At 58.4% G+C, this 25,895-nt stretch carries 22 protein-coding genes and 1 pseudogene; 11 read left to right on the forward strand and 12 right to left on the reverse strand.

Annotation, left to right across the window (positions count from 1 at the left end; genetic code table 11):
• The first annotated feature begins 32 nt into the window (after positions 1-32).
• The 7 genes from JFU11_RS15405 to JFU11_RS15435 all read left to right on the forward strand — a co-directional run bounded on the left by JFU11_RS15405 (position 33) and on the right by JFU11_RS15435 (position 9,331).
• A complete protein-coding gene (locus tag JFU11_RS15405) occupies positions 33-1,031 on the forward strand; it encodes a phosphate ABC transporter substrate-binding protein PstS family protein (RefSeq protein WP_201061146.1) in 999 nt (332 codons plus the stop codon).
• A gap of 481 nt (positions 1,032-1,512) precedes the next feature.
• On the forward strand, positions 1,513-3,546 hold the full coding sequence (locus JFU11_RS15410; protein ID WP_201121327.1) for an ABC transporter permease subunit: 2,034 nt from the start codon (positions 1,513-1,515) through the stop codon (positions 3,544-3,546).
• A 15-nt stretch (positions 3,547-3,561) separates the two neighbouring features.
• Positions 3,562-5,232, forward strand: a complete 1,671-nt coding sequence (gene pstA / locus JFU11_RS15415; RefSeq protein WP_123720153.1) for a phosphate ABC transporter permease PstA — start codon at positions 3,562-3,564, stop codon at positions 5,230-5,232.
• A 207-nt stretch (positions 5,233-5,439) separates the two neighbouring features.
• Positions 5,440-6,273, forward strand: coding sequence for a phosphate ABC transporter ATP-binding protein PstB (gene pstB / locus JFU11_RS15420; protein ID WP_123720154.1), 834 nt, complete (start codon positions 5,440-5,442; stop codon positions 6,271-6,273).
• Positions 6,274-6,344: 71 nt separating this feature from the next.
• Positions 6,345-7,106 carry a phosphate signaling complex protein PhoU gene (gene phoU / locus JFU11_RS15425; RefSeq protein ID WP_007896483.1) on the forward strand — a complete coding sequence of 254 codons (762 nt, stop codon included), beginning with the start codon at positions 6,345-6,347 and terminating at the stop codon, positions 7,104-7,106.
• Between the two features lie 176 nt (positions 7,107-7,282).
• Positions 7,283-8,233, forward strand: coding sequence for a response regulator (locus JFU11_RS15430; RefSeq protein WP_201061148.1), 951 nt, complete (start codon positions 7,283-7,285; stop codon positions 8,231-8,233).
• A 201-nt stretch (positions 8,234-8,434) separates the two neighbouring features.
• Positions 8,435-9,331, forward strand: coding sequence for a peptidoglycan DD-metalloendopeptidase family protein (locus tag JFU11_RS15435; RefSeq protein WP_201061149.1), 897 nt, complete (start codon positions 8,435-8,437; stop codon positions 9,329-9,331).
• Between the two features lie 114 nt (positions 9,332-9,445).
• Here JFU11_RS15435 and JFU11_RS15440 read toward each other — a convergent pair whose 3' ends face one another.
• From JFU11_RS15440 to phoB, 3 genes are all read right to left on the reverse strand, one after another.
• Positions 9,446-10,786, reverse strand: coding sequence for a hemolysin family protein (locus JFU11_RS15440; protein ID WP_201061150.1), 1,341 nt, complete (start codon positions 10,784-10,786; stop codon positions 9,446-9,448).
• A gap of 123 nt (positions 10,787-10,909) precedes the next feature.
• Positions 10,910-12,196, reverse strand: a complete 1,287-nt coding sequence (phoR, locus tag JFU11_RS15445) for a phosphate regulon sensor histidine kinase PhoR (RefSeq protein WP_207189003.1) — start codon at positions 12,194-12,196, stop codon at positions 10,910-10,912.
• Between the two features lie 65 nt (positions 12,197-12,261).
• On the reverse strand, positions 12,262-12,951 hold the full coding sequence (gene phoB / locus JFU11_RS15450) for a phosphate regulon transcriptional regulator PhoB (protein ID WP_008007735.1): 690 nt from the start codon (positions 12,949-12,951) through the stop codon (positions 12,262-12,264).
• Between the two features lie 152 nt (positions 12,952-13,103).
• Between phoB and JFU11_RS15455 the strand changes: the two genes are divergently transcribed.
• Complete coding sequence (locus JFU11_RS15455) at positions 13,104-13,496, forward strand: hypothetical protein (protein ID WP_123720158.1); 393 nt, start codon at positions 13,104-13,106, stop codon at positions 13,494-13,496.
• A 66-nt stretch (positions 13,497-13,562) separates the two neighbouring features.
• Here the strand turns inward: JFU11_RS15455 and ubiA are convergent, their stop codons facing one another.
• Complete coding sequence (gene ubiA, locus JFU11_RS15460; protein ID WP_201061152.1) at positions 13,563-14,453, reverse strand: 4-hydroxybenzoate octaprenyltransferase; 891 nt, start codon at positions 14,451-14,453, stop codon at positions 13,563-13,565.
• Positions 14,453-15,016 carry a chorismate lyase gene (locus JFU11_RS15465; protein ID WP_123720160.1) on the reverse strand — a complete coding sequence of 188 codons (564 nt, stop codon included), beginning with the start codon at positions 15,014-15,016 and terminating at the stop codon, positions 14,453-14,455. The genes ubiA and JFU11_RS15465 overlap by 1 nt, the downstream gene beginning before the upstream one ends.
• Before the next feature lie 199 nt (positions 15,017-15,215).
• Here JFU11_RS15465 and JFU11_RS15470 point away from each other — a divergent pair, with 199 nt between their 5' ends.
• The 3 genes from JFU11_RS15470 to JFU11_RS15480 all read left to right on the forward strand — a co-directional run bounded on the left by JFU11_RS15470 (position 15,216) and on the right by JFU11_RS15480 (position 17,019).
• Positions 15,216-15,383, forward strand: coding sequence for a rubredoxin (locus JFU11_RS15470; protein ID WP_010465298.1), 168 nt, complete (start codon positions 15,216-15,218; stop codon positions 15,381-15,383).
• Positions 15,384-15,402: 19 nt separating this feature from the next.
• The gene (locus tag JFU11_RS15475) at positions 15,403-16,551 is read left to right on the forward strand and encodes an FAD-dependent oxidoreductase (RefSeq protein ID WP_201061154.1); all 1,149 of its coding nucleotides are present in this window, start codon (positions 15,403-15,405) and stop codon (positions 16,549-16,551) included.
• 192 nt (positions 16,552-16,743) lie between these two features.
• Positions 16,744-17,019: an HU family DNA-binding protein gene (locus JFU11_RS15480; RefSeq protein WP_003213368.1), complete on the forward strand. Its 276-nt coding sequence runs from the start codon at positions 16,744-16,746 to the stop codon at positions 17,017-17,019.
• 88 nt (positions 17,020-17,107) lie between these two features.
• Here JFU11_RS15480 and JFU11_RS15485 read toward each other — a convergent pair whose 3' ends face one another.
• The 7 genes and pseudogenes from JFU11_RS15485 to JFU11_RS15515 form a co-directional block, all read right to left on the reverse strand.
• Positions 17,108-17,503, reverse strand: coding sequence for a DUF6124 family protein (locus JFU11_RS15485; protein WP_123720162.1), 396 nt, complete (start codon positions 17,501-17,503; stop codon positions 17,108-17,110).
• Between the two features lie 357 nt (positions 17,504-17,860).
• On the reverse strand, positions 17,861-18,334 hold the full coding sequence (locus JFU11_RS15490; RefSeq protein ID WP_048397464.1) for an SMI1/KNR4 family protein: 474 nt from the start codon (positions 18,332-18,334) through the stop codon (positions 17,861-17,863).
• A gap of 2 nt (positions 18,335-18,336) precedes the next feature.
• The gene (locus JFU11_RS15495; protein WP_123720163.1) at positions 18,337-19,494 is read right to left on the reverse strand and encodes an ankyrin repeat domain-containing protein; all 1,158 of its coding nucleotides are present in this window, start codon (positions 19,492-19,494) and stop codon (positions 18,337-18,339) included.
• A pseudogene (locus JFU11_RS15500) lies at positions 19,495-20,286 on the reverse strand (RHS repeat-associated core domain-containing protein); the annotation flags it as partial.
• 142 nt (positions 20,287-20,428) lie between these two features.
• Entirely contained in the window at positions 20,429-21,052 is a 624-nt protein-coding gene (locus JFU11_RS15505) for a hypothetical protein (protein WP_201061158.1), read from the reverse strand.
• An 11-nt stretch (positions 21,053-21,063) separates the two neighbouring features.
• Positions 21,064-25,446: an RHS repeat-associated core domain-containing protein gene (locus JFU11_RS15510; RefSeq protein WP_201061160.1), complete on the reverse strand. Its 4,383-nt coding sequence runs from the start codon at positions 25,444-25,446 to the stop codon at positions 21,064-21,066.
• Between the two features lie 12 nt (positions 25,447-25,458).
• Positions 25,459-25,893, reverse strand: coding sequence for a DcrB-related protein (locus tag JFU11_RS15515; protein ID WP_008007718.1), 435 nt, complete (start codon positions 25,891-25,893; stop codon positions 25,459-25,461).
• Positions 25,894-25,895 lie beyond the last annotated feature (2 nt).

Raw genomic sequence — 25,895 nt, forward strand, 5'->3', positions numbered from 1 at the left:
GACTTAACACACCTATCTGCTAGGAGTAAGGCATGAAACTGAAGCGTTTGATGGCGGCAATGACTTTTGTCGCTGCTGGCGTTGCGACTGCCAACGCGGTTGCCGCTGTTGACCCTGCTATCCCGAGCTACACCAAGACCACTGGTGTGTCGGGCAACCTGTCCAGCGTCGGCTCCGATACCCTGGCTAACCTCATGACCCTGTGGGCTGAGAACTACAAAAAAGAATACCCGAACGTAAACATCCAGATTCAGGCTGCCGGTTCTTCTACCGCGCCACCTGCGCTGACTGAAGGCACCGCTAACCTGGGCCCGATGAGCCGTAAGATGAAGGACAACGAACTGCAAGCCTTCGAAACCAAGTATGGCTACAAGCCAACCGCTATCCCGGTTGCTGTGGATGCCTTGGCGGTGTTCGTACACAAAGACAACCCGATCAAGCACCTGACCATGGAACAGGTCGACGCGATCTTCTCTTCGACGCGCCTGTGTGGCGGTAAAACCGACGTGAAAACCTGGGGTGACCTGGGCGTGACCGGCGACCTGGCCAATAAGCCGGTTCAGCTGTTCGGTCGTAACTCGGTATCCGGCACTTACGGCTACTTCAAAGAAGAAGCCCTGTGCAAAGGCGACTACAAACCTAACGTCAACGAACAACCAGGCTCGGCTTCGGTCGTACAGTCGATCAGCTCCTCGCTGAATGGCGTCGGTTACTCGGGCATCGGCTACAAGACCGCCAGCGTGAAAACCGTGGCCCTGGCCAAGAAAGGCAGCACTGACTTCATCGAAGACACCGAAGAAAACACCCTGAACGGCAAGTATCCGCTGTCGCGTTTCCTCTACGTTTACGTCAACAAGGCCCCGAACAAGCCTCTGGCCCCGCTGGAAGCCGAGTTCGTGAAACTGATTCTGTCCAAACAGGGTCAGGAAGTGGTTGTGAAAGACGGCTACATCCCGCTGCCAGCCAAGGTTGCTGCAAAAGCACTGGCTGACCTGGGTCTGCAGGAAGGCGGTAACGTCGCAAAAAAGTAAAACCCTAGGTCCGGGCTAAACCCGGACCTGTGTAGGAGCTGTCGAGTGAAACGAGGCTGCGATCTTTTGATCTGGCTTTCCAACTGCAAGATCAAAAGATCGCAGCCTCGGTTCCCTCGACAGCTCCTACACCCCCCCAATTTTTACTCCGCTGCCGGATTCTCCCGACGGCGGATTTGTTGCGTCACTGCATTGTCATCTTTCTGTCATACAGGATCGCTAGGGTGTGCGCATGAATGATCTGGCCAACTCCACCATGACTACAAATCCCCCCAAGCGAATTGACTTCAATACGCCTGAGCTGCAACGCAAGCGCCGTATTCGTGCGCTGAAAGATCGCCTGACCCGCTGGTACGTCCTCGTGGGCGGCCTCGCCGTTCTTGGCGCGATCACCCTGATCTTTTTCTTCCTCGGTTATGTCGTCGCGCCGCTGTTCCAGGGTGCGGACCTGACCGCCAAAGACGCCATCACGCCCGCCTGGATGCAAGACGCCGGCAAGCCGCTGATGATTTCCCTCGAAGAGCAGAACCAGGTCGCCATGCGGGTTTCCGACAAGGGCCAGGCATTGTTCTTTGATATCGACACTGGCGCCGAACTGCGCCGCGTCGACCTGCCGATTCCGGCTGGCACCAGCGTAACCTCCATCGGTGAAGATCAACCTGGCCAGCCATTGGTGGCGGTGGGTTTGTCCAACGGTCAGGCGCTGGTGTTCCGTCACACGTATAAAGTCAGCTACCCGGATGGCAAGAAAACCATCTCGCCGGCCATTGAATACCCGTACGGCGAAACGCCAATCGTGCTGAACGAGGCGGGCGGTGCTCTGGAGCACGTCAGCCTCAACGCTGCCGATTCGACCCTGCTGCTGGCTGGCTCCACGGCCGCGCAGCTGCATGTACTGTCGCTGACCAGCGAAGAAAACATGATGACCGGCGAAGTCACCAACGAGCAGAAGCGCGTTGAGCTGCCGCAAATGACCGAGCCGGTGAAGAACATCTTCATCGACCCGCGTCAGCAGTGGTTGTACGTGGTCAATGGTCGCGCTCAGGCCGACGTTTTCAGTCTGCGCGACAAGAGCCTCAACGGGCGCTACAAATTGCTTGAAGACGGCAATTCCGAAGTCACTGCTATTACACAATTGTTGGGCGGTATCTCGCTGATCGTTGGTGACTCCAAGGGCGGTCTCGCCCAATGGTTCATGGCTCGCGATCCAGATGGCGAGCAGCGTCTGAAGCAGATTCGTACCTTCCAGATGGGCACTACGCCGATCGTTGAAATCACCGCCGAAGAGCGTCGCAAAGGCTTCGTTGCCCTCGACGCGTCTGGCAAACTCGGCGTGTTCCACAGCACCGCTCACCGCACTTTACTGGTGGATCAGGTGGTCGACGGCCAAGGCCTTTTCGGCATGTCGCCACGGGCCAACCGCGTGATCGTGGAGCAGGGCGGCAAGCTGCAACCGTTGCTGCTCGACAACCCACACCCGGAAGTCTCGTGGAGCGCGTTGTGGAGCAAGGTCTGGTACGAGAACTACGACGAGCCTAAATACGTCTGGCAATCGACCGCCGCCAACACCGACTTCGAACCCAAGCTGAGCCTCTCGCCGCTGACCTTCGGTACCCTGAAAGCTGCGTTCTACGCGATGCTGCTGGCCGCGCCACTGGCCGTGGCCGCTGCGATCTACACCGCGTACTTCATGGCTCCGGGCATGCGTCGCAAGGTCAAGCCGGTGATCGAGCTGATGGAAGCGATGCCGACGGTGATCCTCGGCTTCTTCGCCGGCCTGTTCCTGGCGCCGTATGTGGAAGGTCATTTGCCGGGGATTTTCAGTCTGCTGCTGTTGATGCCAATTGGCATCCTGGTCGCCGGTTTCACCTTCAGTCGCCTGCCTGAATCCATCCGCCTGAAAGTGCCGGACGGCTGGGAAAGCGCGATCCTGATTCCGGTAATTCTGTTTGTGGGCTGGTTGTCGCTGTACATGAGCCCGTACATGGAAACCTGGTTCTTCGGCGGCGACATGCGCATGTGGATCTCCCACGACCTGGGGATTACCTACGACCAGCGCAACGCTCTGGTAGTCGGTCTGGCCATGGGCTTCGCGGTCATTCCGAACATCTACTCCATCGCCGAAGACGCCGTGTTCAGCGTGCCTCGCGGCCTGACCCTGGGCTCCCTGGCCCTCGGTGCCACGCCGTGGCAGACCATGACCCGCGTGGTGATCCTCACCGCCAGCCCGGGCATTTTCTCCGCGCTGATGATCGGCATGGGTCGTGCGGTCGGTGAAACCATGATCGTGCTGATGGCCACCGGTAACACCCCGGTCATGGAAATGAACCTGTTCGAAGGCCTGCGCACCCTGGCGGCCAACGTCGCGGTGGAAATGCCTGAGTCGGAAGTCGGCGGCAGCCACTACCGCGTGCTGTTCCTCTCGGCGCTGGTGCTGCTGTTGTTCACCTTCGTCATGAACACCCTCGCGGAACTGATTCGTCAGCGTCTGCGCAAGAAATACTCGTCGCTTTAAGAAAGGTAGAAGTCTGTGAAACAGAACTCCCTGAATGGATGGTTCAAGAGCGGCGCCCCCGGCGTCTGGATCAGCGGTGGCGCGGTGTCCATTGCGGTCATCATGACCATTGGCCTGCTGGCGGTGATTGCCGTGCGCGGTCTGGGTCACTTCTGGCCGGCGGACCTGATCCACGCCAGTTACGACGTGCCAGGCCAAGCCAATCACCTCGTCATCGGCGAAGTGGTGCAGAAGGAAGAAGTGCCACGCGAGCGCCTGAAAAGCGCTGGCCTGCCGGTGCCCGATCAGGGCCCGGAGTTCATGACTCGCGAGCTGATCAAGGTCGGCAACCGTGATCTGAACGGCACTGACTTCACCTGGATTGTCGGCGAGTGGCTGACCAACCAGAAGACTCCACCCGAGCTGATGGCTATCGAGCGTCGCGAGTGGGGCAACTTCTACGGCTACCTGGTCAACGTTAAGCAGGACGGCAAAGTCATTGCTGAAGGCGAGGCCGCATGGCCTGAGTTGCAGACGCGCGTGGATCGCGTCAACCAGCTCGCCGCACAGCTCAAGACCTTGGAAAAGGTCGACATCGGCGCAATCAACGCCGGTCTCGAACGTGTGCGTCTGCACGGTCGCAAACTGGAACTGGCCGGCCGTCTCGACGCTGCCGCCCAAGCGGACCTCGAGTCCGAGCGCGCCGAGCTGAATGCGCGTTATCAGGAAATCGAAGCGCGCCTGAATGATCTGCATGCTCAATTCAACCGCGACAGCCTGACCGCTCGCGACGCAAACGGTAAAGAAGTCGAAATCGGCATTGGTAAAGTGGTTCACGCCTACCAGCCGAACGCCATGGGCACCTTCACCAAGATCGGCTTCTACTTCAGCAAGGTCTGGGAATTCCTCAGTGATGACCCGCGTGAAGCCAACACCGAAGGCGGGATTTTCCCGGCGATTTTCGGCACCGTGATGATGACATTGATCATGGCGATGATCGTGACGCCATTCGGCGTGCTGGCGGCGGTTTACCTGCGTGAATATGCACGGCAAGGGCCAATGACCCGGCTGATCCGCATCGCGGTGAACAACCTGGCGGGTGTTCCAGCCATCGTTTACGGCGTGTTCGGTCTGGGCTTCTTCGTCTACGTGCTCGGCGGTTCGGTCGACCGGTTGTTCTTCCCTGAAGCACTGCCGGCGCCGACCTTCGGTACGCCGGGCCTGCTCTGGGCCTCGCTGACCCTGGCGCTGCTGGCGGTGCCGGTGGTGATCGTGGCCACCGAAGAAGGCCTGGCGCGGATTCCTCGTACCGTTCGCGAAGGCTCGTTGGCTCTTGGCGCGACCAAGGCCGAGACTTTGTGGAAGATCGTGCTGCCGATGGCCAGCCCGGCGATGATGACCGGCATGATCCTCGCCGTGGCCCGTGCCGCCGGTGAAGTGGCGCCGCTGATGCTGGTGGGTGTGGTGAAACTGGCGCCGTCGCTGCCGCTGGATGGCAACTACCCGTACTTGCACCTGGACCAGAAGATCATGCACTTGGGCTTCCACATTTATGACGTCGGCTTCCAGAGCCCGAACGTCGAAGCCGCGCGGCCGCTGGTGTATGCCACTGCATTGCTGCTGGTGCTGGTGATTGCCACGCTCAACTTGTCGGCCGTTTATATCCGTAACCATCTGCGCGAAAAATACAAAGCGCTGGATAGCTAAGTTAATGGGTCGCCGCTGTCCCTTGTGGGAGCTGGCTTGCCTGCGATGCGAACGACGCGGTGTATCAGAGGCACCGCAGTGATGCCTTCGCAGGCAAGCCAGCTCCCACAGGGACCGGCGTCAGACAGAGATTTTGAGTAAGCCGCTGGCCCGAACACCAAGCCAGCGGTTCAACGAACCGAATTTGTTAGCACAGGGGAGCCTCCCATGCAGCACGAAGCACACACTCACGGCATCAACATGTCGGCCCTGGGCCGCGACAAACAGAGCCTGAGCCTCGAGCAGGAAACCGTGGCCATCGAAGTACCGGGCCTGAGCCTGTTCTACGGCGAGAAACAAGCGCTGTTCGACGTCAGCATGAACATCCCGAAACAGCGCGTGACCGCCTTCATCGGCCCGTCCGGCTGCGGCAAGTCCACGCTGCTGCGCACCTTCAACCGCATGAACGACCTGGTGGACGGCTGCCGCGTCGAAGGCGCGATCAACCTCTACGGTAACAACATCTACCGCAAGGGCGAGGACGTGGCCGAGCTGCGTCGCCGGGTCGGCATGGTGTTCCAGAAGCCCAACCCGTTCCCGAAAACCATCTACGAAAACGTGGTTTACGGTCTGCGCATCCAGGGTATCAACAAGAAACGCATCCTCGACGAAGCCGTCGAGTGGGCGTTGAAAGGCGCGGCGCTGTGGGATGAGGTCAAAGACCGTCTGCACGAGTCGGCACTCGGCCTGTCCGGTGGTCAGCAGCAACGTCTGGTGATTGCCCGCACCATCGCCGTGGAACCAGAAGTGCTGCTGCTCGACGAACCGTGCTCGGCACTCGACCCGATCTCCACGCTGAAAGTCGAAGAGCTGATCTACGAACTGAAATCGAAGTTCACCATTGTTATCGTGACCCACAACATGCAACAGGCCGCGCGGGTTTCCGACTACACGGCGTTCATGTACATGGGCAAACTGGTGGAATTCGGCGACACCGATACCCTGTTCACCAATCCGGCGAAGAAGCAGACCGAAGACTACATTACCGGTCGTTACGGCTAGGAAGCTGTTGTTGCTCACTGAACTGACGCTGCGGTCCACCGCACCTTACCGGACGCTCCAAGGACGCCAACATGATTAGTAAAGAAGGCCTTACCCATCACATCTCCGCGCAGTTCAACGCTGAGCTCGAGGAAGTGCGCAGCCACCTCCTGGCCATGGGCGGGCTGGTGGAAAAGCAGGTCAACGACGCGGTGACCGCGCTGATCGAGGCCGACTCTGGCCTGGCCCAGCAAGTGCGCGAGATCGACGACCAGATCAACCAGATGGAACGCAACATCGACGAAGAATGCCTGCGCATTCTGGCTCGTCGTCAGCCGGCGGCGTCGGACTTGCGTTTGATCATCAGCATCTCCAAGTCGGTGATCGACCTGGAGCGCATCGGCGACGAAGCTACCAAGATCGCCCGTCGTGCCATTCAGTTGTGCGAAGAAGGCGAAGCGCCGCGCGGTTACGTCGAGGTTCGCCACATCGGCGACCAGGTGCGCAACATGGTTCGCGATGCCTTGGATGCGTTTGCCCGCTTCGACGCCGACCTGGCATTGTCGGTGGCGCAATACGACAAGATCATCGACCGCGAATACAAGACCGCACTGCGTGAACTCGCCACCTACATGATGGAAGACCCGCGCTCTATCTCGCGGGTCTTGAGCATTATCTGGGTGCTGCGTTCCCTGGAGCGGATCGGCGACCACGCGCGCAATATCTCGGAACTGGTGATTTACCTGGTGCGCGGCACCGACGTACGTCACCTGGGCCTCAAGCGCATGAAGGAAGAAGTTGAAGGCACAAGTGCCGAAACCGCTAATGTTCCGGGCAAAGCTGACGATAAGTAAGACTGCCCCTAGGAAAGCGCCCGGCCCTTTGGCCGGGCGTTTTTGTTTGCGTGGCTTTCGAATTGAAGAATTGAAAAGCAGCACCCGCGAACGAAAAGTCCCGGCGTGACTGAAGAGTTTTGGCAAAGTGCCATCAGCCAGCGTTATGCTTGCCGGGATTTTTAAAGGGGTGTTGGATGAGCAAGATTAGTGTGTTGGTCGTGGACGATGCGGCGTTCATTCGTGACCTGGTAAAGAAGTGCCTGCGCAACTACTTCCCGGGAATCCGGACCGAAGATGCAGTCAACGGTAAAAAGGCCCAGGCCATGCTGGCCAAAGAAGCGTTCGACCTGGTTCTGTGCGACTGGGAAATGCCGGAAATGTCCGGTCTTGAGCTGCTGACCTGGTGCCGCGAGCAGGACAACCTCAAAACCATGCCGTTCGTGATGGTCACCAGCCGTGGCGACAAAGAGAACGTCGTCCAGGCGATTCAGGCCGGGGTTTCCGGCTACGTCAGCAAACCGTTCACCAACGAACAGCTGCTGACCAAGGTCAAACAGGCGCTGAACAAGGTCGGCAAACTCGACACCTTGATGAACGGTGCTCCGACCAAAATGAACTCGGCGTTCGGCAACGACTCCCTTAGCGCGCTCACTGGCGGCAAGGCAGCCGTGGTCGCGCCATCGGCGGCACCGGTCAACCCATTCGCCAGACCTGCCGCTGCCGCACCAGCCCCGGCAGCCGCACCGTCTCGCGGCCTGCTTAACAGCCCGCCGGTCAAGGCACCTGCTGCCTCCGCCGCATCGGCTGGCGGCCGTGGCCAAGGCCAACTGCGCCTGCCGAGCGGCACCCAGCAATGCGTGATCAAAGCCTTGAGCATCAAGGAAGCGCTGCTGGTGGTGAAACGCACCGACACCCTGCCGCAAGTCCTCGACAGCGCCGTACTCGACCTGGAGCAGGGCGACAATGCCGAAATCGCCCGTCTCAACGGCTATCTGCATGCCATCGTCGCCCACGAGCCGAAACCTGACAGCGAATGGCTGCAACTGACCTTCCGCTTTGTCGACCAGGATGCACAGAAGCTCGACTACATCTCCCGTCTGATCGCCCGTGGCACCGCGCAGAAGCATTTCGTACCGGGTGCGTAACATGTACCGCTGATCGTTCCCACGCTCTGCGTGGGAATGCCTCCCCGGACGCTCCGCGTCCGCTTCGGATGGGACGCAGAGCGTCCTTTGCTGCATTCCCACGCAGAGCGTGGGAACGATCATTTGAAACATCTGCCGACAACGCTGGTCCATTTCAGCTGCTAGGCTCCTTTCCAGGCCTTACTCGACAGAATCTTGCCCATGCTCGCGCGCCTGCTGTTTTTCTGTGGTCTGTTCATGGCCTCCACCTCGGTTGTGGCCATGACGATCTACAGGTCCACCAATGCCAGTGGCGTGGTCTCTTACAGCGACCGCCCCACCAAAGGCGCGAAGGTGTTCGTTTTTCGGGACCGGATGGTCGAGCGCCTTGAGCGGCAGGTGTACCTCGATATCAAGAAGCAGAGGGGCATGGACAGTGTGTTTGTGCGCAACGATCTGTATGCGCCGGTCGAGATCGAGCTGAGTTTTGCCGGGTTGAATAACGTCAGCGGCGCGCCGAGCCGACCGATTCGTCGTGTTCTACCGGCGCGCAGTAACATTCGTCTGGCGCTGCTCAAGGCGACGAAGGCCGGAAGGCCGCTGACGTATACCCCGAGGTTCGAATATTCCCTGGGCGACCCTGCAGGGTCCGCCATGACCTATCGATATCCGTTGCCCTGGCGTGGTGGGCCGTTTCGGCTGAGTCAGGGCGCCAATGGCCAATATAGCCATTACGGGCCGAAGAACCGTTATGCGATGGACATTGCCATGCCCGAAGGCACGCCGATCATCGCGGCGCGCGGCGGGATGGTGGTGAAAACCGAAAATGGCCAGACTGGGCGCGGCAATGATCCGTCGGGCAACTTCGTGCGGGTGTTGCACGATGACGGGACCATGGGCGTGTACCTGCACCTCAAGAAAGGCTCGGTCAGCGTACGGGAAGGTCAGCGAGTGGTGGTGGGCAGTGCGCTGGCGCTGTCGGGCAACACCGGCAATAGCAGCGGCCCGCACCTGCACTTCGTGGTGCAGCGCAATACCGGGTTGGGGCTGGTGTCGATTCCGTACCAGTTCAATCAACCGGTAGGCGCGTTGCCCAATTTTGCGTTGGGCAAGCAGTGAGAGGTTGCCTGACCCAACGCCATCGCGGGCGAGCCCGCTCCCACAGGTCCTGGGCAAATCCTTGTGGGAGCGGGCTTGCCCGCGAAGGGATCGACGCGGATCTGGATCAGGGCATTAATCCAGCATCAACACCTTGGCCAAAACAATCTTCGGCCCTTTCATCTTCTTGATGATGATGCGCAAGCCTTCGACTTCCAGCACTTCTTCCTCTTCCGGCACCCGTTTCAGGGTTTCGTAGACCAGCCCGGCGAGGGTTTCGGCTTCGATGTGGTCCAGATCGATGCCCAGCAGGCGTTCAACCTTGAACAGCGGCGTATCGCCCCGCACCAGCAGTTTGCCCGGCTGATACGCGAGGATTCCGCGTTCGGCCTTGCGGTGTTCGTCCTGAATGTCGCCTACCAGCACTTCCAGCACGTCTTCCATGGTCAGGTAGCCGATGATGTTGCCGTCGGCTTCCTCGACCACAGCGAAATGCGAGCCGCCCTTGCGGAACTGTTCCAGCAGCTGCGACAGCGGCATGTGACGAGACACGCGCTCCAGCGGGCGGGTCAGTTCGGCGAGGTTGAACGACTCGGGAATGTGATCCAGGGCCGCCAGTTCCAGCAGCAAATCCTTGATGTGCAGCAGGCCGACGAACTCCTGGCGCTCACTGTCATACACCGGGTAGCGGCTGAACTTGTGGCGACGGAACATCGCCAGGATTTCCTTGAGTGGCGCGTTGAACTCCAGCGTCACCAGGTCTTCCCGGGAGTTGGCCCAGTCGACCACTTCCAGCTCGCCCATTTCCACCGCCGAGGCCAAAACGCGCATGCCTTGGTCGCTCGGGTCCTGGCCACGGCTGGAGTGCAGGATCAGTTTCAGTTCTTCGCGGCTGTAATGGTGCTCGTGATGCGGGCCGGGTTCACCTTGGCCGGCGATCCGCAGGATCGTGTTGGCACTGGCGTTGAGCAGGTAAATGGCCGGGTACATGGCCCAGTAGAACAGGTACAGCGGCACGGCTGTCCAGAGCGACAGCAGCTCGGGTTTGCGGATGGCCCAGGATTTGGGGGCCAGTTCGCCGACCACGATGTGCAGGTACGAAATGATGAAGAACGCGGTGAAGAACGATACGCCCTTGACCACTTCGGCGGACTCTACGCCTACAGCGCTCAGCACCGGTTCGAGGAGGTGAGCGAACGCCGGTTCACCGACCCAGCCAAGGCCCAGGGAGGCGAGGGTGATACCCAGCTGACAGGCAGAGAGGTACGCGTCGAGCTGACTGTGAACGGTGCGCAGAATGTGTCCGCGCCAGCCGTTTTTATCAGCGATGGCCTCGACCCGGGTCGAGCGCAATTTGACCATGGCAAATTCCGCCGCAACGAAAAAGCCGTTGAGCAAAACCAGGATCAGAGCAAAAAGAATCATGCCGAAATCGGCGAAGAGTGTCGCGAGGGTCAAGCCAGGGGATGGGTCCATGATGGAGTTTTGCGGGTTCCGTGTATTCGAAAGGAAAGAAAAAAGTGCGCCTGAAGGGCAGGCACAAGTCAGCCAATGTAGCGGCTGACTGAGTGATTGCCTAGTGGCGAGTGCTGGCCGGTATCAGTCGGTAGTGCTGATGACCTGAGATTTAGTCACCTGCGCCGGGGCGAAATGGCAGGTAAACGTGCTGCCGTGGCCCGGCACACTGCTGATTTCCATGCGCGCCCGGTGGCGCAGCAACACATGTTTGACGATGGCCAGCCCCAGCCCGGTGCCGCCGGTGTTGGAGTTGCGGCTGGAGTCGACGCGGTAGAAGCGTTCAGTCAGGCGCGGCAAGTGTTTGCTGTCGATGCCAATCCCCGAATCCTGCACGCTCAGGTGTGCGCCTTGATCATCACCCCACCAGCGAATGCGGATATTGCCCTCGGCCGGGGTGTACTTCACTGCGTTGAACACCAGGTTGGAGAACGCGCTACGCAATTCGGCTTCGCTGCCCTTGAGCAGAATCGTCGGGTCGGCTTCCAGCGTGATCTTCTGGTTACGCTGAGCGGACAGTTGCTGTGCGTCACTCTTGATCGATTGCAACAAGCCGTCGATGGCCACTGGCTGGTTGTCCGAGGGGTAGTCGGTGGCTTCAAGCTTGGCCAGCAACAGCAAGTCGTTAAGCAAGGTCTGCATGCGCCCGCCTTGCTGCTGCATTTGCTGCAGGGCACGGGTCCAGCGCGGGTTCACTTCCTCGACGTTGTCGAGCAGGGTCTCCAGGTAGCCGCAGATCACCGTCAGCGGCGTGCGCAGCTCGTGGGACACGTTGGCGATGAAGTCTTTGCGCATCTGTTCCAGCTGATGGATACGCGTCACGTCGCGCACCAGCATCAAGTGTTCGTTGTTGCCGTAGCGGGTGATGTACAACTGAATACGCAGGCGATCATTGATCGGCGAAGGAATTTCCAACGGCTCGGCGTAGCTGTCCTGCTCGAAGTATTCCTTGAAGCGCGGATGGCGCACCAGGTTGGTCACTGGCTGGCCACTGTCCTGAGGGGTCTTGAGACCGAGCAGGGTTTCGGCGGCGCGGTTCCACCATTCCAGGTTGCCGTCGCTGTCGAGCATGATCACCGCATCTTTCAGCGCAGCGGTGGATTCCTGAACCCGGTCGATCACCGCTTGCAGGCGCCCGCGCACCCGTTGGTCGCGGCGTTGCAGGTGGTAGATGCTGTCGAACACTTCACCCCACAGGCCGTAGCCGTCGGGAGGTGCTTCATCGGGTTGGTGCTGGCGCAGCCATTCATGCAAGCGCAGCAACTGCTTGAGGGTCCACGCCAGGTAAAGGCCCAGGCCCACGGCGAGGCTCCAGCCGTAGTAGCCGGAAATCAGGCCGATCACCAGGCAGGCGGTGACCAGCAACAGCATGTGGCGAATCAGGGTGCCATGCCAGTTTTGGTTCACGGAAAATATGCGTCCTTGTCAGCGAGTTTTCAGGCCTTGGTGGAAAACCGGTAACCAGTGCCGCGCACGGTTTGTACCAGATTTTCGTAGGCGTCGCCGAGGGCTTTGCGCAGGCGACGGATGTGCACATCGACCGTGCGCTCTTCGACATAGACATTGCCGCCCCAGACCTGATCCAGCAACTGGCCGCGGGTGTAGGCACGTTCCTGGTGGGTCATGAAAAATTGCAGCAAACGGTATTCGGTCGGGCCCATCTCGGCAGGCTTGCCGTCGATGGTCACGCGGTGGCTGATCGGGTCCAGCAGCAGACCGCCAACTTCGATCGGCGATTCGCCATCGGTCGGGCCGGCGCGGCGCAGCACGGCTTTCAGGCGCGCCACCAGCTCTCGTGGGGAAAATGGTTTGGTGATGTAGTCGTCAGCGCCGACTTCCAGGCCCTGGATCTTGTTGTCCTCTTCGCCCTTGGCCGTGAGCATGATGATCGGGATATCCCCGGTCAGCTCATCGCGCTTGAGACGCCGGGCCAGCTCGATGCCGGAGGTGCCGGGCAGCATCCAGTCGAGGAGGATCAGGTCCGGTTTACGGTCGACGATAATGGCATGGGCCTGCTGCGAGTTCTCCGCCTCCAGGCAGTCATAGCCGGCCATTTCCAACGCAACGGCGATCATTTCGCGAATGGGCGCTTCGTCGTCGACGATCAGAATGCTCCTGCCAACCATGCGTTAATCCTCTTGTCATTTAACTGTCTTGCGCCGCATTAGATAACGGAATTATTGCAGTCGTGTGACAGTATTTTAGCCGTCCTGCGATTGTCGTGATCCTGAACTAAGCTCTAAGTCCGAATCCTGACAACCACAAAAGGAAGGTTTCCATGACATCGCACACTTTTTCCTTCAAAACCCTGATGCTGACCACTGCCTTGATTTTTCCGACGATGGCTTTCGCCGCCGAACCGGCGATGATGAAAGGCGACATGATGGTCGACCACAAGGGTATGACCGTTTACACGTTCGACAAGGACACCGGCGGCAAGTCGATGTGTAACGATGATTGTGCCAAGAACTGGCCACCGATGATGGCCCCGGCAGGCGCCAAGGCCGAAGGCAAATTTACGCCAATCAAACGGGATGACGGCACGATGCAATGGGCTTATGACGGTAAGCCGCTATATACGTTTATGAAGGACGAAAAACCTGGAGAAATGAAGGGTGACGGCATGAAAGATGTCTGGCACGTCATCACCAACTCCGGACCTAAGAAGTAAGCGAGTTCAGGAACCACAGCCTCGTTCCCTTAGGAGCGAGGCTTGCCCGCGAAGGCGTCAGTCGCTTCAGCGCTGCGCGTAATCCAGCACAATCCCGACAAAAATCGCCAACCCCGCCCAATGGTTATGCAAAAACGCCTGGAAGCAGCGCATCCGGTCCTTGCTGCGGGTGTACCAGAACTCCCACGCAAAACAACCCGCCGCCGCCAGTAGCCCGAGGTGGAACCAGCCGCCAAGCTGGAATTTCGAACCCGCCAGCAGCAGGCACCCCAATGCCAATCCTTGCAGGGTCAGAATGATCACCCTGTCCGCGTCGCCAAACAGAATCGCTGTGGATTTCACCCCGATCTTCAGGTCATCGTCGCGATCGGTCATGGCGTAATAGGTGTCGTAGCCCACGGTCCACAACAGGTTGGCGATCCACAACAACCAGGCCGCCGCCGGCAGTTCACCGGTTTCGGCGGTGAACGCCATCGGCATGCCCCAGGAGAACGCCGCGCCCAGCACCACTTGCGGGTAATAGGTGTAACGCTTCATGAATGGATAGGTGAATGCCAGGGCCAGGCCGCCCAGCGACAGCCACACAGTCGTCGCGTTAGTACACAGCACCAGCAGGAAACTCACGCCCATCAGCACCGCGAAGAACACCAAGGCTTCTTTCGAGCTGATCTTGCCGCTCACCAGTGGCCGCTGTTCGGTGCGTTTCACGTGGCCATCGACCTTACGGTCCGCCCAGTCGTTGATCACGCAACCGCCGGCACGGGTCAGTACCACGCCGAGCACGAAAATCACGATATTGGCCAATGAAGGCGAACCTTCACCGGCAATCCAGAGTGCCCACAATGTTGGCCATAGCAGCAAATAAATGCCGATCGGCTTGTCCATCCGGGTCAGCTGAATAAAATCCCAGGCCCGAGGATTCAAGCGGTTCAGGGACTTGAGCAGGCTCTGGTACATCAGCAATTCTCCGGATGGGCGCGGGTGGCGTTCCACAAGGTCGGCAGGAAGATCTCGGCCACCAGCACGCTCAAGGCGCCGCGGTCGAAACGCGAGCGCCGGCCCCACAGTTCAGGCGTCTGAGCCTCCATCGGCAACCATGCTTGAGGATAGTGACAAACCTCAATGGCCCGGCGCTGGAATGCCTGATCACAAAACAGCAATTCGCCCAGAGAGCGGCTGCCCAATTCATCCATATGCAATCCGTCGCCCTGCAACGCACTACGCGCCGCCACGCTGCGCGCAAAAACCCAAGCTTCACCATGGCCGCGCAGATACACCTCGCGCACCCAGCCTTCACTGCCTTCAGCCAGCTCCAACGCAGCACATTCGTCGGCGCGCAGCGATTGCCAGCCTTCGAACAGCGGGGTGACGCTGAAGCCATCATTCGACAGGCGGATCAAGCGCCGGGTCAGCGACCCTTCATCGAACAGCCAATCGAGCGTAGACGTGGCGGGGAGGGGCGTCAGTTGGCTTCGAGAGAGCCAAATCGGTGTCGCGGAGGGGGATTTTGAGTGCGGCACAGTGAGTCATTATTGGCAGCAAATGAGGCGGCGAGCTTACCATGTCAGGCACCAATTTTGATTGACCGGCCTGCCGTTACGCCGAACAGGCTTGCATCTGCCGGGTCCGATCAGTACAAAACGCCCTGAGCCGGACGGCAACGCTTCACCGATCGACCGTTCGCGCCGGCAAAAGCCTGAATCCTGAGGAAATACCTGAATGAAAAAGTGGCAATGTGTGGTCTGCGGCCTGATTTATAACGAGGCCGAGGGCTGGCCGGACGACGGCATTGCGGCGGGCACGCTGTGGCAGGACGTGCCGGAAGACTGGCTGTGCCCGGACTGCGGCGTGGGCAAGATGGATTTCGAAATGATCGAAATCAACTAAGAATCCAAGGAGTAAGGGAATGAACGCACCTGTCGTGATCGTCGGCACTGGGCTGGCTGGCTACAATCTGGCCCGGGAGTTTCGCAAACTCGATGGCGAAACCCCGCTGCTGCTGATTACTGCAGATGACGGACGCTCCTACTCCAAGCCGATGCTCTCCACCGGCTTCGGCAAGAATAAAGACGCCGACGGCCTGAGCATGGCCGAACCGGGCGCCATGGCCGAGCAATTGAAAGCCGAAGTGCGCACCCACACGCGCATCAGCGGTATCGATCCGGGCCATAAACGCCTGTGGATCGGCGAAGAAGCGGTGATCTACCGCGACCTGATCCTGGCGTGGGGCGCGGAAACCGTGCGGGTGACGATCGAAGGCGACGCGGCGGATGCCGTTTTCCCGATCAATGATCTTGAAGACTACACACGCTTTCGCGCGGCTGCGGCCGGCAAGCGTCGAGTATTGCTGCTGGGCGCCGGTTTGATCGGCTGCGAATTCGCCAACGATCTCATCCTCGGTGGTTACGAGGTGCAACTGGTTGCACCGTGCGAACAGGTCATGCCGACCTTGCTGCACCCAGCGGCGGCCGCTGCGGTCCAGGCCGGCCTGGAAAGCCTGGGCGCGCGCTTCCACCTCGGGCCGGTGCTCAATCGCCTGCAACGAGTGGCTGATGGCCTGGAAGCGCATCTGTCCGATGGCCAGGTCATCCCGTGCGATGTGGTGGTGTCGGCCATCGGTCTGCGTCCGCGCATCGACCTGGCGGCCGCTGCCGGGCTGCAGGTCAACCGTGGCGTGGTGGTCGACCGTCAGCTGAAAACCTCTCACGCCAACATCTATGCCTTGGGCGACTGCGCCGAGGTCGATGGGCTGAATCTGTTGTACGTCATGCCCCTCATGAGCTGTGCGAGAGCGCTGGCCCAAACCCTCGCCAGCAACCCTACAGCAGTGAGTTATGGCCCGATGCCAATCACCGTGAAAACCCCGGTCTGCCCATTGGTGGTTTCGCCGCCACCACGGGGCACGGAGGGCGTCTGGACGGTCGAAGGGCAGGGCGCGGACATCAAGGTGTTGTGCCGCGACAGCGCCGGCAAATTGCTGGGCTATGCCCTGACAGGCGCGGCGGTGATGGAAAAACTCGCTCTGAACAAAGAGCTTCCGGCCTTGCTGGCGTAAATAGCGGTCGTTCTGTCGGAATCACCCCGCTTTTGCTCCCACAAAGGTCGCGGGGAGACTGGCGCCGCTCTAAAGCGCGTGCCATTCTCACTCCCGTCTGCCGCAGAGTAGAGCACCTGCGGCGCCTTAGGCGCTGTTCCAACGAGAACAGCACGGACATAACAACAAAAAACCGTCAAAGGGGCTTCACTAATGCGTAAACCAGAACTCGCCGCTGCAATCGCGGAAAAAGCAGACCTCACCAAAGAGCAGGCCAATCGCGTTCTCAACGCCGTTCTCGAAGAAATCACCGGCGCTCTGCACCGCAAAGACAGCGTCACGCTGGTGGGCTTCGGGACCTTCCTGCAACGCCATCGCGGGGCACGTACGGGCAAAAACCCGCAGACCGGTGAGCCAGTCAAAATCAAGGCCAGCAACACTGTTGCGTTCAAGCCGGGCAAATCGTTGAAGGACAGCGTTAATCCGTAACACGCACCGACTTCCCGCATAGCGGGTTAGCGGGATAAAAAATGGGCACGCCAACGAGGTTGGGTGCCCATTTTTTCTGTCTGGCGGATCAGCCGACTCGGCTTTGTTTCCTGGCGAGAATCGCTGCTATTTCCGGCTCATTCAGGTGATCCAGCGCTCGCTCCACCAACAAATGCACCCCGTCGGCCATGCGGCTGAGCGCCAAGACTATGGAGCGGCGTGAACCGTCCACATCGTCGGCGAGGTCGGCGGCGATGGCGCTGATGGACAAGAGGTCTTCCGAGGCGTTGGCGAGGAGGGCTTCAGTGTTGATGCCCGGGCAGACGCTGAAGAGTTGGCCGTTGCGTTTCGATGGTTTTGGTTCGGCTGGCGGGAAGTGATGGTCGAGGGCGCGCTCGGCGGCGTCGTTGGGTTTTTTTGAATCAGGGCTTTCGTATGGGGAGACCGAATCGGTGTCCGGTGGGTTAGTTGTGACCTTGAACATGATCTTCAATTCCTTGAGTGATGCTGACACCACTTCGCCGACTAAACGAAGGGGTGGCAGCTGTACGCAGGTTAGTCGGACCGGGGAATTGAAGAAGCCGGCGCACCCAAAGGTGCCCTACGCACAGCTACCATCAAAAGCAGGTAGGAAATACCTGTCTGACGGACGCTTGTACAACTTCAATTACCAGCGGGCGACTAAACCCGACCACTGACGATCAGTGACACGAATGAAGTTACCGACCGGCCCCAAAGCGCACAAGCCGGCGGATTCTGGCGTAGCCGTAGGCAACGACGCAAGATGTTGTAGCTTTCACGACGTTACCTACAAGGCTTTTAAACAGCGGCGTTGACCCATTCACTCCTCGTCCAAATCTTCCTCACCGATCAACCCTTGAACAAACCGGAGGAAATTCGAGCAGACCAGTTTTTCGGATTGAGCCTGATTCTCTTCAGGGCTTAGGTCGCTATCAAAGCTATCAGTCGTAAAATAACTAACGGCCTCCGTATCAAGATTCAAGCAAAAGAAGTTGCCACCCCAGTCGTTCGCGAAAGGCAGGAGGTGTGCAGGAAGTACCTGTTTTTTTAGCATCAACTGGTAGGTGGACAGCAGTGTGGAGTCGTCACCGGTAATCGGCTTGAACGCAACCACTTCCAGTGGCTCGTCAAAATCTTCGCTGACCCAATAGGTCCGCTCCGGTACGCCGCCGTTGTACTTGAGGTAATGGTTTCTAAAGGGCGTCGGTAGCTTCTTACCAATGACGGATTCCAGATGATCCAGATCCGCTGGCGTGATGGCCGCTTCGTCATTTGAGAATGTGTTTTCAAGCATTTCTACTGTGGTATCCCTGGATCCGGAGCGGGAATGACCACACTCGCCCAACTGGCTGTACGTTTGCGTTGTATCAGAGCACGCAATGCTTCTGCGTCAGGTTCGCCTTTTTTCGTGAATTTGACAGGTGCCAAAACATAGAGCATCACCTTTTCATCGTCGGGGATCGTCTCTTTTTCAGTTTTCGTATCCCAGGCTTTATCCACGGCCACGAAAGCATCCACTTCGTCTGGCCAGGCCAGGTTGGCATACATGGCATCGGAACGACGAATCAAGAAGCCTTCCGACAAGGGGCCATCATCGAACGTGTGGCGAGCGAGCAGAGACAGCAACTCAACCGGAAAAACCCAAGGACTGTGGGGGGTAAAACCTTGCTGCGTAAGAGGCCAGTCGCCAGGCAAGCATACGAATAATTCGGTATGAGGACTTTTGGCAAAAAGTCCAATGGTGAAGAGTAACTTGAACTTGTTTTTGCCATCAATACAGCTGATACGCAGCTCCAGACCCTCTTCATTAGTGAAGGGGCTCAGTTGTGCGGGTAAAACCCAGCCAGCGGTGTTGTGCACGAAAGTGACTATAGAACCACCAAATTCCTCGGGCCGGCTTTCAACAATGTCCATGATACTGACCGCCCCCGATTTTCTTAAGGTGGACGCAATCTCTGTAAATCCCCAGGTATTGGCGATGTCCAATGGTGCGGTATTCAGCCTGGTGTGCAGTCGATTGATGTTGGCATGGTGTTCTATAAGAAGATTAACGACGTCCTGATGCCCAAAGGTAATCGCGTCAATCAGGGGGGTGGTTATGCTGTTAGGCCACCCATCCACCAAAGCACCGGCCTCAAGAAACCATTGGCATGTTTGTAGATGTCCATTGCCAGCGGCTGCGGCAAGTGGCGTGCTATTGCCGGAACTGACGGCAGGCTGGTCCAGCGCAATACCTAAAGACACCAATAAGCGGCAAATTTCGGTTTGACCCTGTTCGGCAGCCATGTGCAGCAGGGTCTCATGCCCATCAAGGCCATACATGGGCAGGTGCAATAGAACGGAATTTTTCTCTAGGTGCTTTTTTAGTGAGGCTGCATTACCCGACGCGATGTCTGCGTGAATGGCTAATAAAGTCTTGATGTTCTTTTCATAAGTTTCTTCTGGGTTGTTCATTTAAAAAATACCTTTTGACATTTGAGCACCCATATTTTTCAATGCGTTTTGGACACTGGCCAGCCCGCCGACGTCCGCTTTCTGTAGTATTTCATAGACTTTTTTGGCGCTGGCTATCGAGTGATTCCCTCCACCATTTTGGGCCCAGGTGAAGTTGCGCGGGTCGTTGTTTAGACCAATTTTGTGTTTGGCCAGAATTTTTTGCGAGTCGGTAATGTACTTTTGATTTTGAGCTTTCCAGCTTTTTGGAGCTTTTTCGCGGACGATATGATGGTAATGCGGCTTTACCATACCCTTAGGTGCAGGCCCCATCGCTCTCTTCTGTGAGGCGCTGAGTCGACAAACTTCCCACCCCCACGGATCCACCCACCCAATCGGATTCGGTGCGTATTGATAGAGGTTGAATCCACCCGCCAACCCAATCGGATCCGGCGTCGTAAACCGCCCCACATCCGGATCATAAAACCTGAACGTATTGAAATGCAGCCCCGTTTCCCGATCCAGGTACTGCCCCTGAAACCGCAGGTTCTGCTCTTCGATGTAATACGGCTCGCGCACCTCTTCTAACGTGTTGCCCCACACCCGATAACTCGCCTGCCAGACGTTGTGGCCGTCCGCCTCGGTGAGCTGTTTCGGCAGGCCGTTCAGGTCGTTGTGGTAATAACGGATTTTTTGCAGCGGGCCGGTGCCGTCGACACGGGCCAGCGGTTCGTAACCTTCGTCTTCGTAGAGGTAGAGGCTGGTCTGTTGATGGCGATGCTCCTGCAACAGACGCAGGCCGTCCCAGGTGAAGCATCGTTTCCGTGAATGTTGGGCTGGGTGGAGCCGCCATCTTGGATGGTAATAAATAACCCTAGAGTACGGCCGCCTCTCGAATGCTCTGAGTCTTCAAGTGTGGGTAAATACTTGCTCGTCAAGAGTTTGATCTCGTCAATCATTCCTCAGGATAAATTTTCAGTTTGCTATTGTCCGTAAGTACTTCAAAAATGGTTAGGGAATCACCTGCGTGATTGATCTCATAAAATCTTTCCGTGAAGGTGCTTCGCCATATTTTTTCAGTAATCGAAGTGATTTTATCGGCGTTATATTTATAAAGGGTTTCGAAGTATTCTCCCGTGTTGTTCAAACAGTAATGCCCTGTAGCTTTGTCATTCAGAAACGTAATAAGGGAAACCGAGTCAAGGTTGGCCTCTAGGTTGCCGTTTAGCTCACTGCCGAATGTAAGCTCAAGGATTTGATCGGCCTCATGCAAAAAAAATCTTCTATAAACAATCCATTGCTTTTTAATTGTTACGTATTTCGCAAATTTCAACTCACCTATTATGTTGTTATCTTTATTTAAGAAGTAACATTGCCTGTTTTTGTCTGGCTCGGAATTTTTTTTTAGAAAGCGTCCAGGCTTACATCCCTGGAGCTCCGACATATAGGGGGCCGGCGAATAGGAAGGCATGATCCCCATGCCCCAGATTGTCGTTTTGTAGTTTTTCTCCATAGACGATATAAGCTCTGAGTATTTATCCTTATATTCGTTGAGTCGTGCGCATAAAAAGTCCTTCATGGGGGAATCTCCTACTTTGCTAATGGAAAAACCTTTCCACCGTTGAGCTCCAAGTTGAGTTTATTTAAACCCGACTCGAATCCAGATTTTGTGTTCGCCCCTTTCAGGGTTTCCCATACGTGTTGTTTATACGCATTGCCATGTACGCCTTCCCCGGCATGAGCGGTTGCTGTTGTATTTGGTAAGCGGGACTGTGGGTTTACAGGTAGCCATATACCATTTTCTTTCTGATTTATGTCAATACCAAGTCTGTCCATACGTCTTCTCAACCAGCGCATACGCACATCCTTCGAATTAGACATTACTATATGGTGGGCTCGATAGTTTGAGTTTGGCGCTTTACCCAAACGGCTTCCAAGAACTTTAGCATCGCTCGAGCAACTCAGGCCCAGAGCGTCTATCCAAGTGAATGGGTTAGGTGAGTACTGATAAAGATTGAGTCCCCCCGCCAACCCAATCGGATCCGGCGTCGTAAACCGCCCCACATCCGGATCATAAAACCTGAACGTATTGAAATGCAGCCCCGTCTCCCGGTCCAGGTACTGCCCCTGAAACCTCAGGTTCTGCTCTTCAATGTAATACGGCTGGCGCACCTCTTCTAACGTGTTGCCCCACACCCGATAAGTCGCCTGCCAGACGTTATGGCCGTCCGTCTCGGTGAGCTGTTCCGGCAGACCGTTCAGGTCGTTGTGGTAGTAGCGGATTTTTTGCAGCGGGCCGGTGCCGTCGACACGGGCCAGCGGTTCGTAACCTTCGTCTTCGTAGAGGTAAAGGCTGGTCTGCTGATGACGATGCTCCTGCAACAGGCGCAGGCCGTCCCAGGTGAAGCGGGTTTCGCCGAGTGGGTAGCCGTTGGTGTCGTGCTCGGTTTTTTCGATGCGCCGACCCAGTGGGTCGTAGGTCATCCTGAGCACGCTGCCGTTTTCATTGCGCACTTCAATCAATCGGCTTTCGGCGTCGTAACCGAAGCGCTGCAGGCCCCGTTTAGCGCTGCGTTTTTCGATCATCCGGCCAAACGCGTCGTAGCGGTAACGCTTGTCCTGATAGGTCAGCAGTTTGTTGTGCACCACCAGTCCGGCGCCGGGTTGCGGGCCGTCCAGCAGGTTGGCGGCGTCGTCGTAGGCGAAGGTTTCGCGCTGGCCGTGCAGGCTGTCCTGGCTGGCGATGATGCGGCCGGTGGCGTCGTAGTGCAGCAGTTGGCGATGTTGCGCGGCGGGTTGTTGGTCGAGTTTGCCGATCAGGTTGTCGGCGGGGTCGTACTCGAAATGTTTCTGCACGGCGGCCGGCATCAGCGATGGCTGGCTGGTGTGTCGGCGTTGGCGTGAGCGCAAGCGCCCGCTGCGGTCGTATTCGCTGCGGGTGCTGATCTGGCCTTGGGTGCGCAGCACTTCGCGGTGCAGGCGATCGCGTTCGAAGTCGCTGATGACCTGGCCGTCGAGGTTGATCTGATGCAGGTGGCCGCTGCCGTAGTACAGACGATTGATCCAGCGGCCGTCGGGCAGTTGGGTCTGGATCAGGTTGCCGAGTTCGTCGTAGTGATAGTGCAGGCTGCCGGTCGTGCTTTGTTCTTCGAGCAATTGACCGAGGGCATCGTAGGCGAAGCTCAGGGTTTGTGCGTTGCCGTGAAGGTCGGTGAAGGTGACGGCAGTGAGCTGGTCCAATGGGTCGTAGGTGTAGTCGGTGTGGCCATCGTCGGTGAGTTTGGCGATCAGCCGGCCGACAGCGTCGCGTTTCAGTCGATGAACGATGGGGGCCAGGGGCGTCTCGGGGACGATGGCCAAGCCGTTGCCGTAAGGCGCCGGCACAGCCGTTATCGTCGCGACGTTATCCAGCAGGTCATAGGTGTAGCGCTTGGCGCTGCCATCCAGATCCTGTTGTTCGGTCAGCCGATCCGCGGCGTCCCAGGCAAACCGATAACTTTCGCCATTTTCGTTAGTCAGCGCTTGCAGCCGCCCGTAGCTGTCATACCCGAACTGCACCTGCCGGCCATGGGCGTCGGTGCGCTGGCGTACCTGGCCGCGACGGTTGTGTTGATAGAGCGTGGTGTGCCCGGCCGGGTCGGTATAACCGGTCAACTGGCCGCTGACGTCGCGCTGATACTGCTCGGTGCGCCCGTCCGGCAATTGGCTGCTGAGCAAGCGCCCTTGGGCGTCATAGCTGAATTGGGTGCGTTCGCCGAGGGCATCGGTGATGGTTTGCAGATAGCCCCGGTTGTCGTAGCTGAACCGCGTCGGATAACCCGAGCAATCGATGTGTTCGACCAGTTGGCCGAACGGGTTCCAGCGCAGCTTTTTGCTTTTGCCGGTGGCGTCGATGATCTCGACGACTTGGCCGTGGGTGTCGTAGCGGTATCGCGTGATGTGGCCCAGCGGATCGGTCTCGGCGATGCAATTGCCGCGCTGATCGTAGCGATACTGCCAGCTGTTGCCGGCGGCGTCGGTGTCCACCAGTGGCAAGGCCCAGAGCTCCAGCCACAAGGTCGAATCGCTGCGACCCAGCGGGTCGGTTTCGCCGATCAGGTTGCCGGCGTCGTCGTAGCTGTATGCGTAGCGCCCGCCCTGCGGGTCGGTGGCGCTGAGCAATTGGCGTTCGTCGTTCCACTCGAACTGCCAGGTCTGGCCGAGGTTGTCGGTGTACTCGGTGATCTGGTGCTGGGTGTTCCACCGCCGTGTACTGACGCGCTGCAAGCCATCGGTGATGCGCGTGACACCTGTGCCGAGGTCATAGTCGAACTGGTAAGCGTCGCCCTCGTCGGTCCAGTGCCGGACCACGCGCCATTCCTTTTCCTCGATGCAAGCCCACTGATAAAAACAGCGAAGGCCTGTAGGCAACTGATGCTCAGTCATCCGCCGCTCACTGTCGTAAACGAAACGGCGCTGTACCTGACCTGCTGTATCGCGCACTTCTGTCAGGTTGCCTGACTGATCGTAGCCATAACTCACCAACACTTCGCGGTGTTGGTCCGGGTAGACCCGTTCTACCTGACTGACCCGGGTCTGAAGGTAGATCAATTCCACCTGCACCAAGTCAAAGGTGTCGCGCAGTTTTACAAGGCGTCCGGCGGCGTCATAGTCGAGGTGAACCCGGTTGTCATTACGATCACCCAGCTGGCTAAGGCGCAGCAGCGATGAACTTCCAGGTGTTGTATCGAACAGTCGATACAGTCCGCTGTCGCTTTCTATCAACAACTGCCCATTAACATGGCGTCGAACACTCAGCCCTTCACCCGCGCTGAACACCGCGCCGCCCAGGGGGATTGAACCCATGTCGATGCGCCGGCCCTGTTCATCGGTGTAGACCAGCGTTTCACCGCCCTCGGGGTGAGGCAGGATTTCAACCCGCACCTCGTAGGACACACTCCAACCCGCCCCGAACAACCCATCGCGACGATCGTCGCGGCTGTTGTAGAAGCGCTGCCAATCCATCGGCAAGATGCCAGGCAACACGAAATCCAGCTCTTCATCGCCCCCCAGCACCTTGGCTCCGGTGGCGGCATGCACCGGGTTCGACGAGCCCATGGCGGCGTTGGCCATCGCGCCCATCGCGCTGCTGACGGCCATCGACGTCGCGCCGCCGATCAGCATGCACGGCAATTTGCTGAAGAACTTCCCCTTGCCGCCCTTGAGCATCAGCAGCGCGGTGACCGCCAGCCCCACGCCCGGAGTTTTGCCACTGCGGATCTCACGTACCACCACCGAACCGCCGCCAATGGTCACGTTGGAGGAAATCAGCCCGGACGATACGACCTTGGCATCGCAGGTGCTGCGGTCGCCGCTGCGCACGGCGGGCTGGCCGTTGATGGTGACCTTGTCCGAGCCCTCGGCCATGAACTGCGGCGGCATCGGCGGATGCTTCATGCAGACGAGCAGGTCCAGCGGCTTGGGTACGGCGCCGGGCGCCGGGGTGGCGACGGTGGGGCGCCACATCTGGGAGAAGAAGCTCTCGGCCATGTCGAGGTAACTGGCTTCTGCTTCGGGCTCGGGTATTTCCAGCTCGGTACCGGCCGGCGCGACATGGGACGGAATCGCCCCGGCGGCCCGAGCGGCGGGAATGTTGTTGGTGAGGGTGTTGGTGGAGCCGGTGAGAATGTTGGCCTGCACCGTGGGCGGGAACAGCGAATTGCTGAAACTCTCGCACAGGTTACTCAAGCCTTTGTCGGCCCCGGTCTTGCTCATGGCAAGGCCGACGATCGTTCCCACCACCAAGCCGAGCACGAAGCAACCGAGGCCGCCGGTGACGACCGTGATGCCCGTGGCCGCGACCACTGCGGCCGTCGCCACTGCGGTGATCGCAATGTTCGCCGCCACCTCCAGCACGCCGCCAAGAATGTCGGCCATCATCGAGGTGTGGTTGAGTGCATCGCCCAGCCGGGCGGCCCAGAGCGCGTCAGACATGCAGGGTGCTCATCAGGCCGGAACGTCGAACAACAGCGAACTCTTGATGGTTGCCCAATGCGCGGCTTCGGCATCGCCGAGTTTTTCGGCCTTCACGTAGCTCAGGGCGAGCATTTTGCGAGTGCCGGGCAACACCAGTGCCAACTGGTATTGGAAGACTTTGTCGTTGCCCTTGTTGAACTGGCTGCGCAACTCGATGCCTTCGACTTCCTGGCTGGCGCCCAGACGCACGGCGACGCCCGGTTGAAAACGCAAGTCTTGCACTTGTTTTTCCAGACGCTTGAGCTGGTCGTCGAAGTTGCTTTGCAGGGTTTCGCCCTCGGCCAGCAAGCTGCGGCTGACAATCAGCGAAGTGCCCAGTTCAGGGAACTTGAGGATGTTGATCGACGCGTCTTGCAGTTCGCCTGCCGGCAGTTGGAACTGGAATTCATTGATTCGGTAAGTCATGG

Source organism: Pseudomonas sp. TH37 (assembly GCF_016650735.1).
GTDB lineage: Bacteria > Pseudomonadota > Gammaproteobacteria > Pseudomonadales > Pseudomonadaceae > Aquipseudomonas > Aquipseudomonas farris.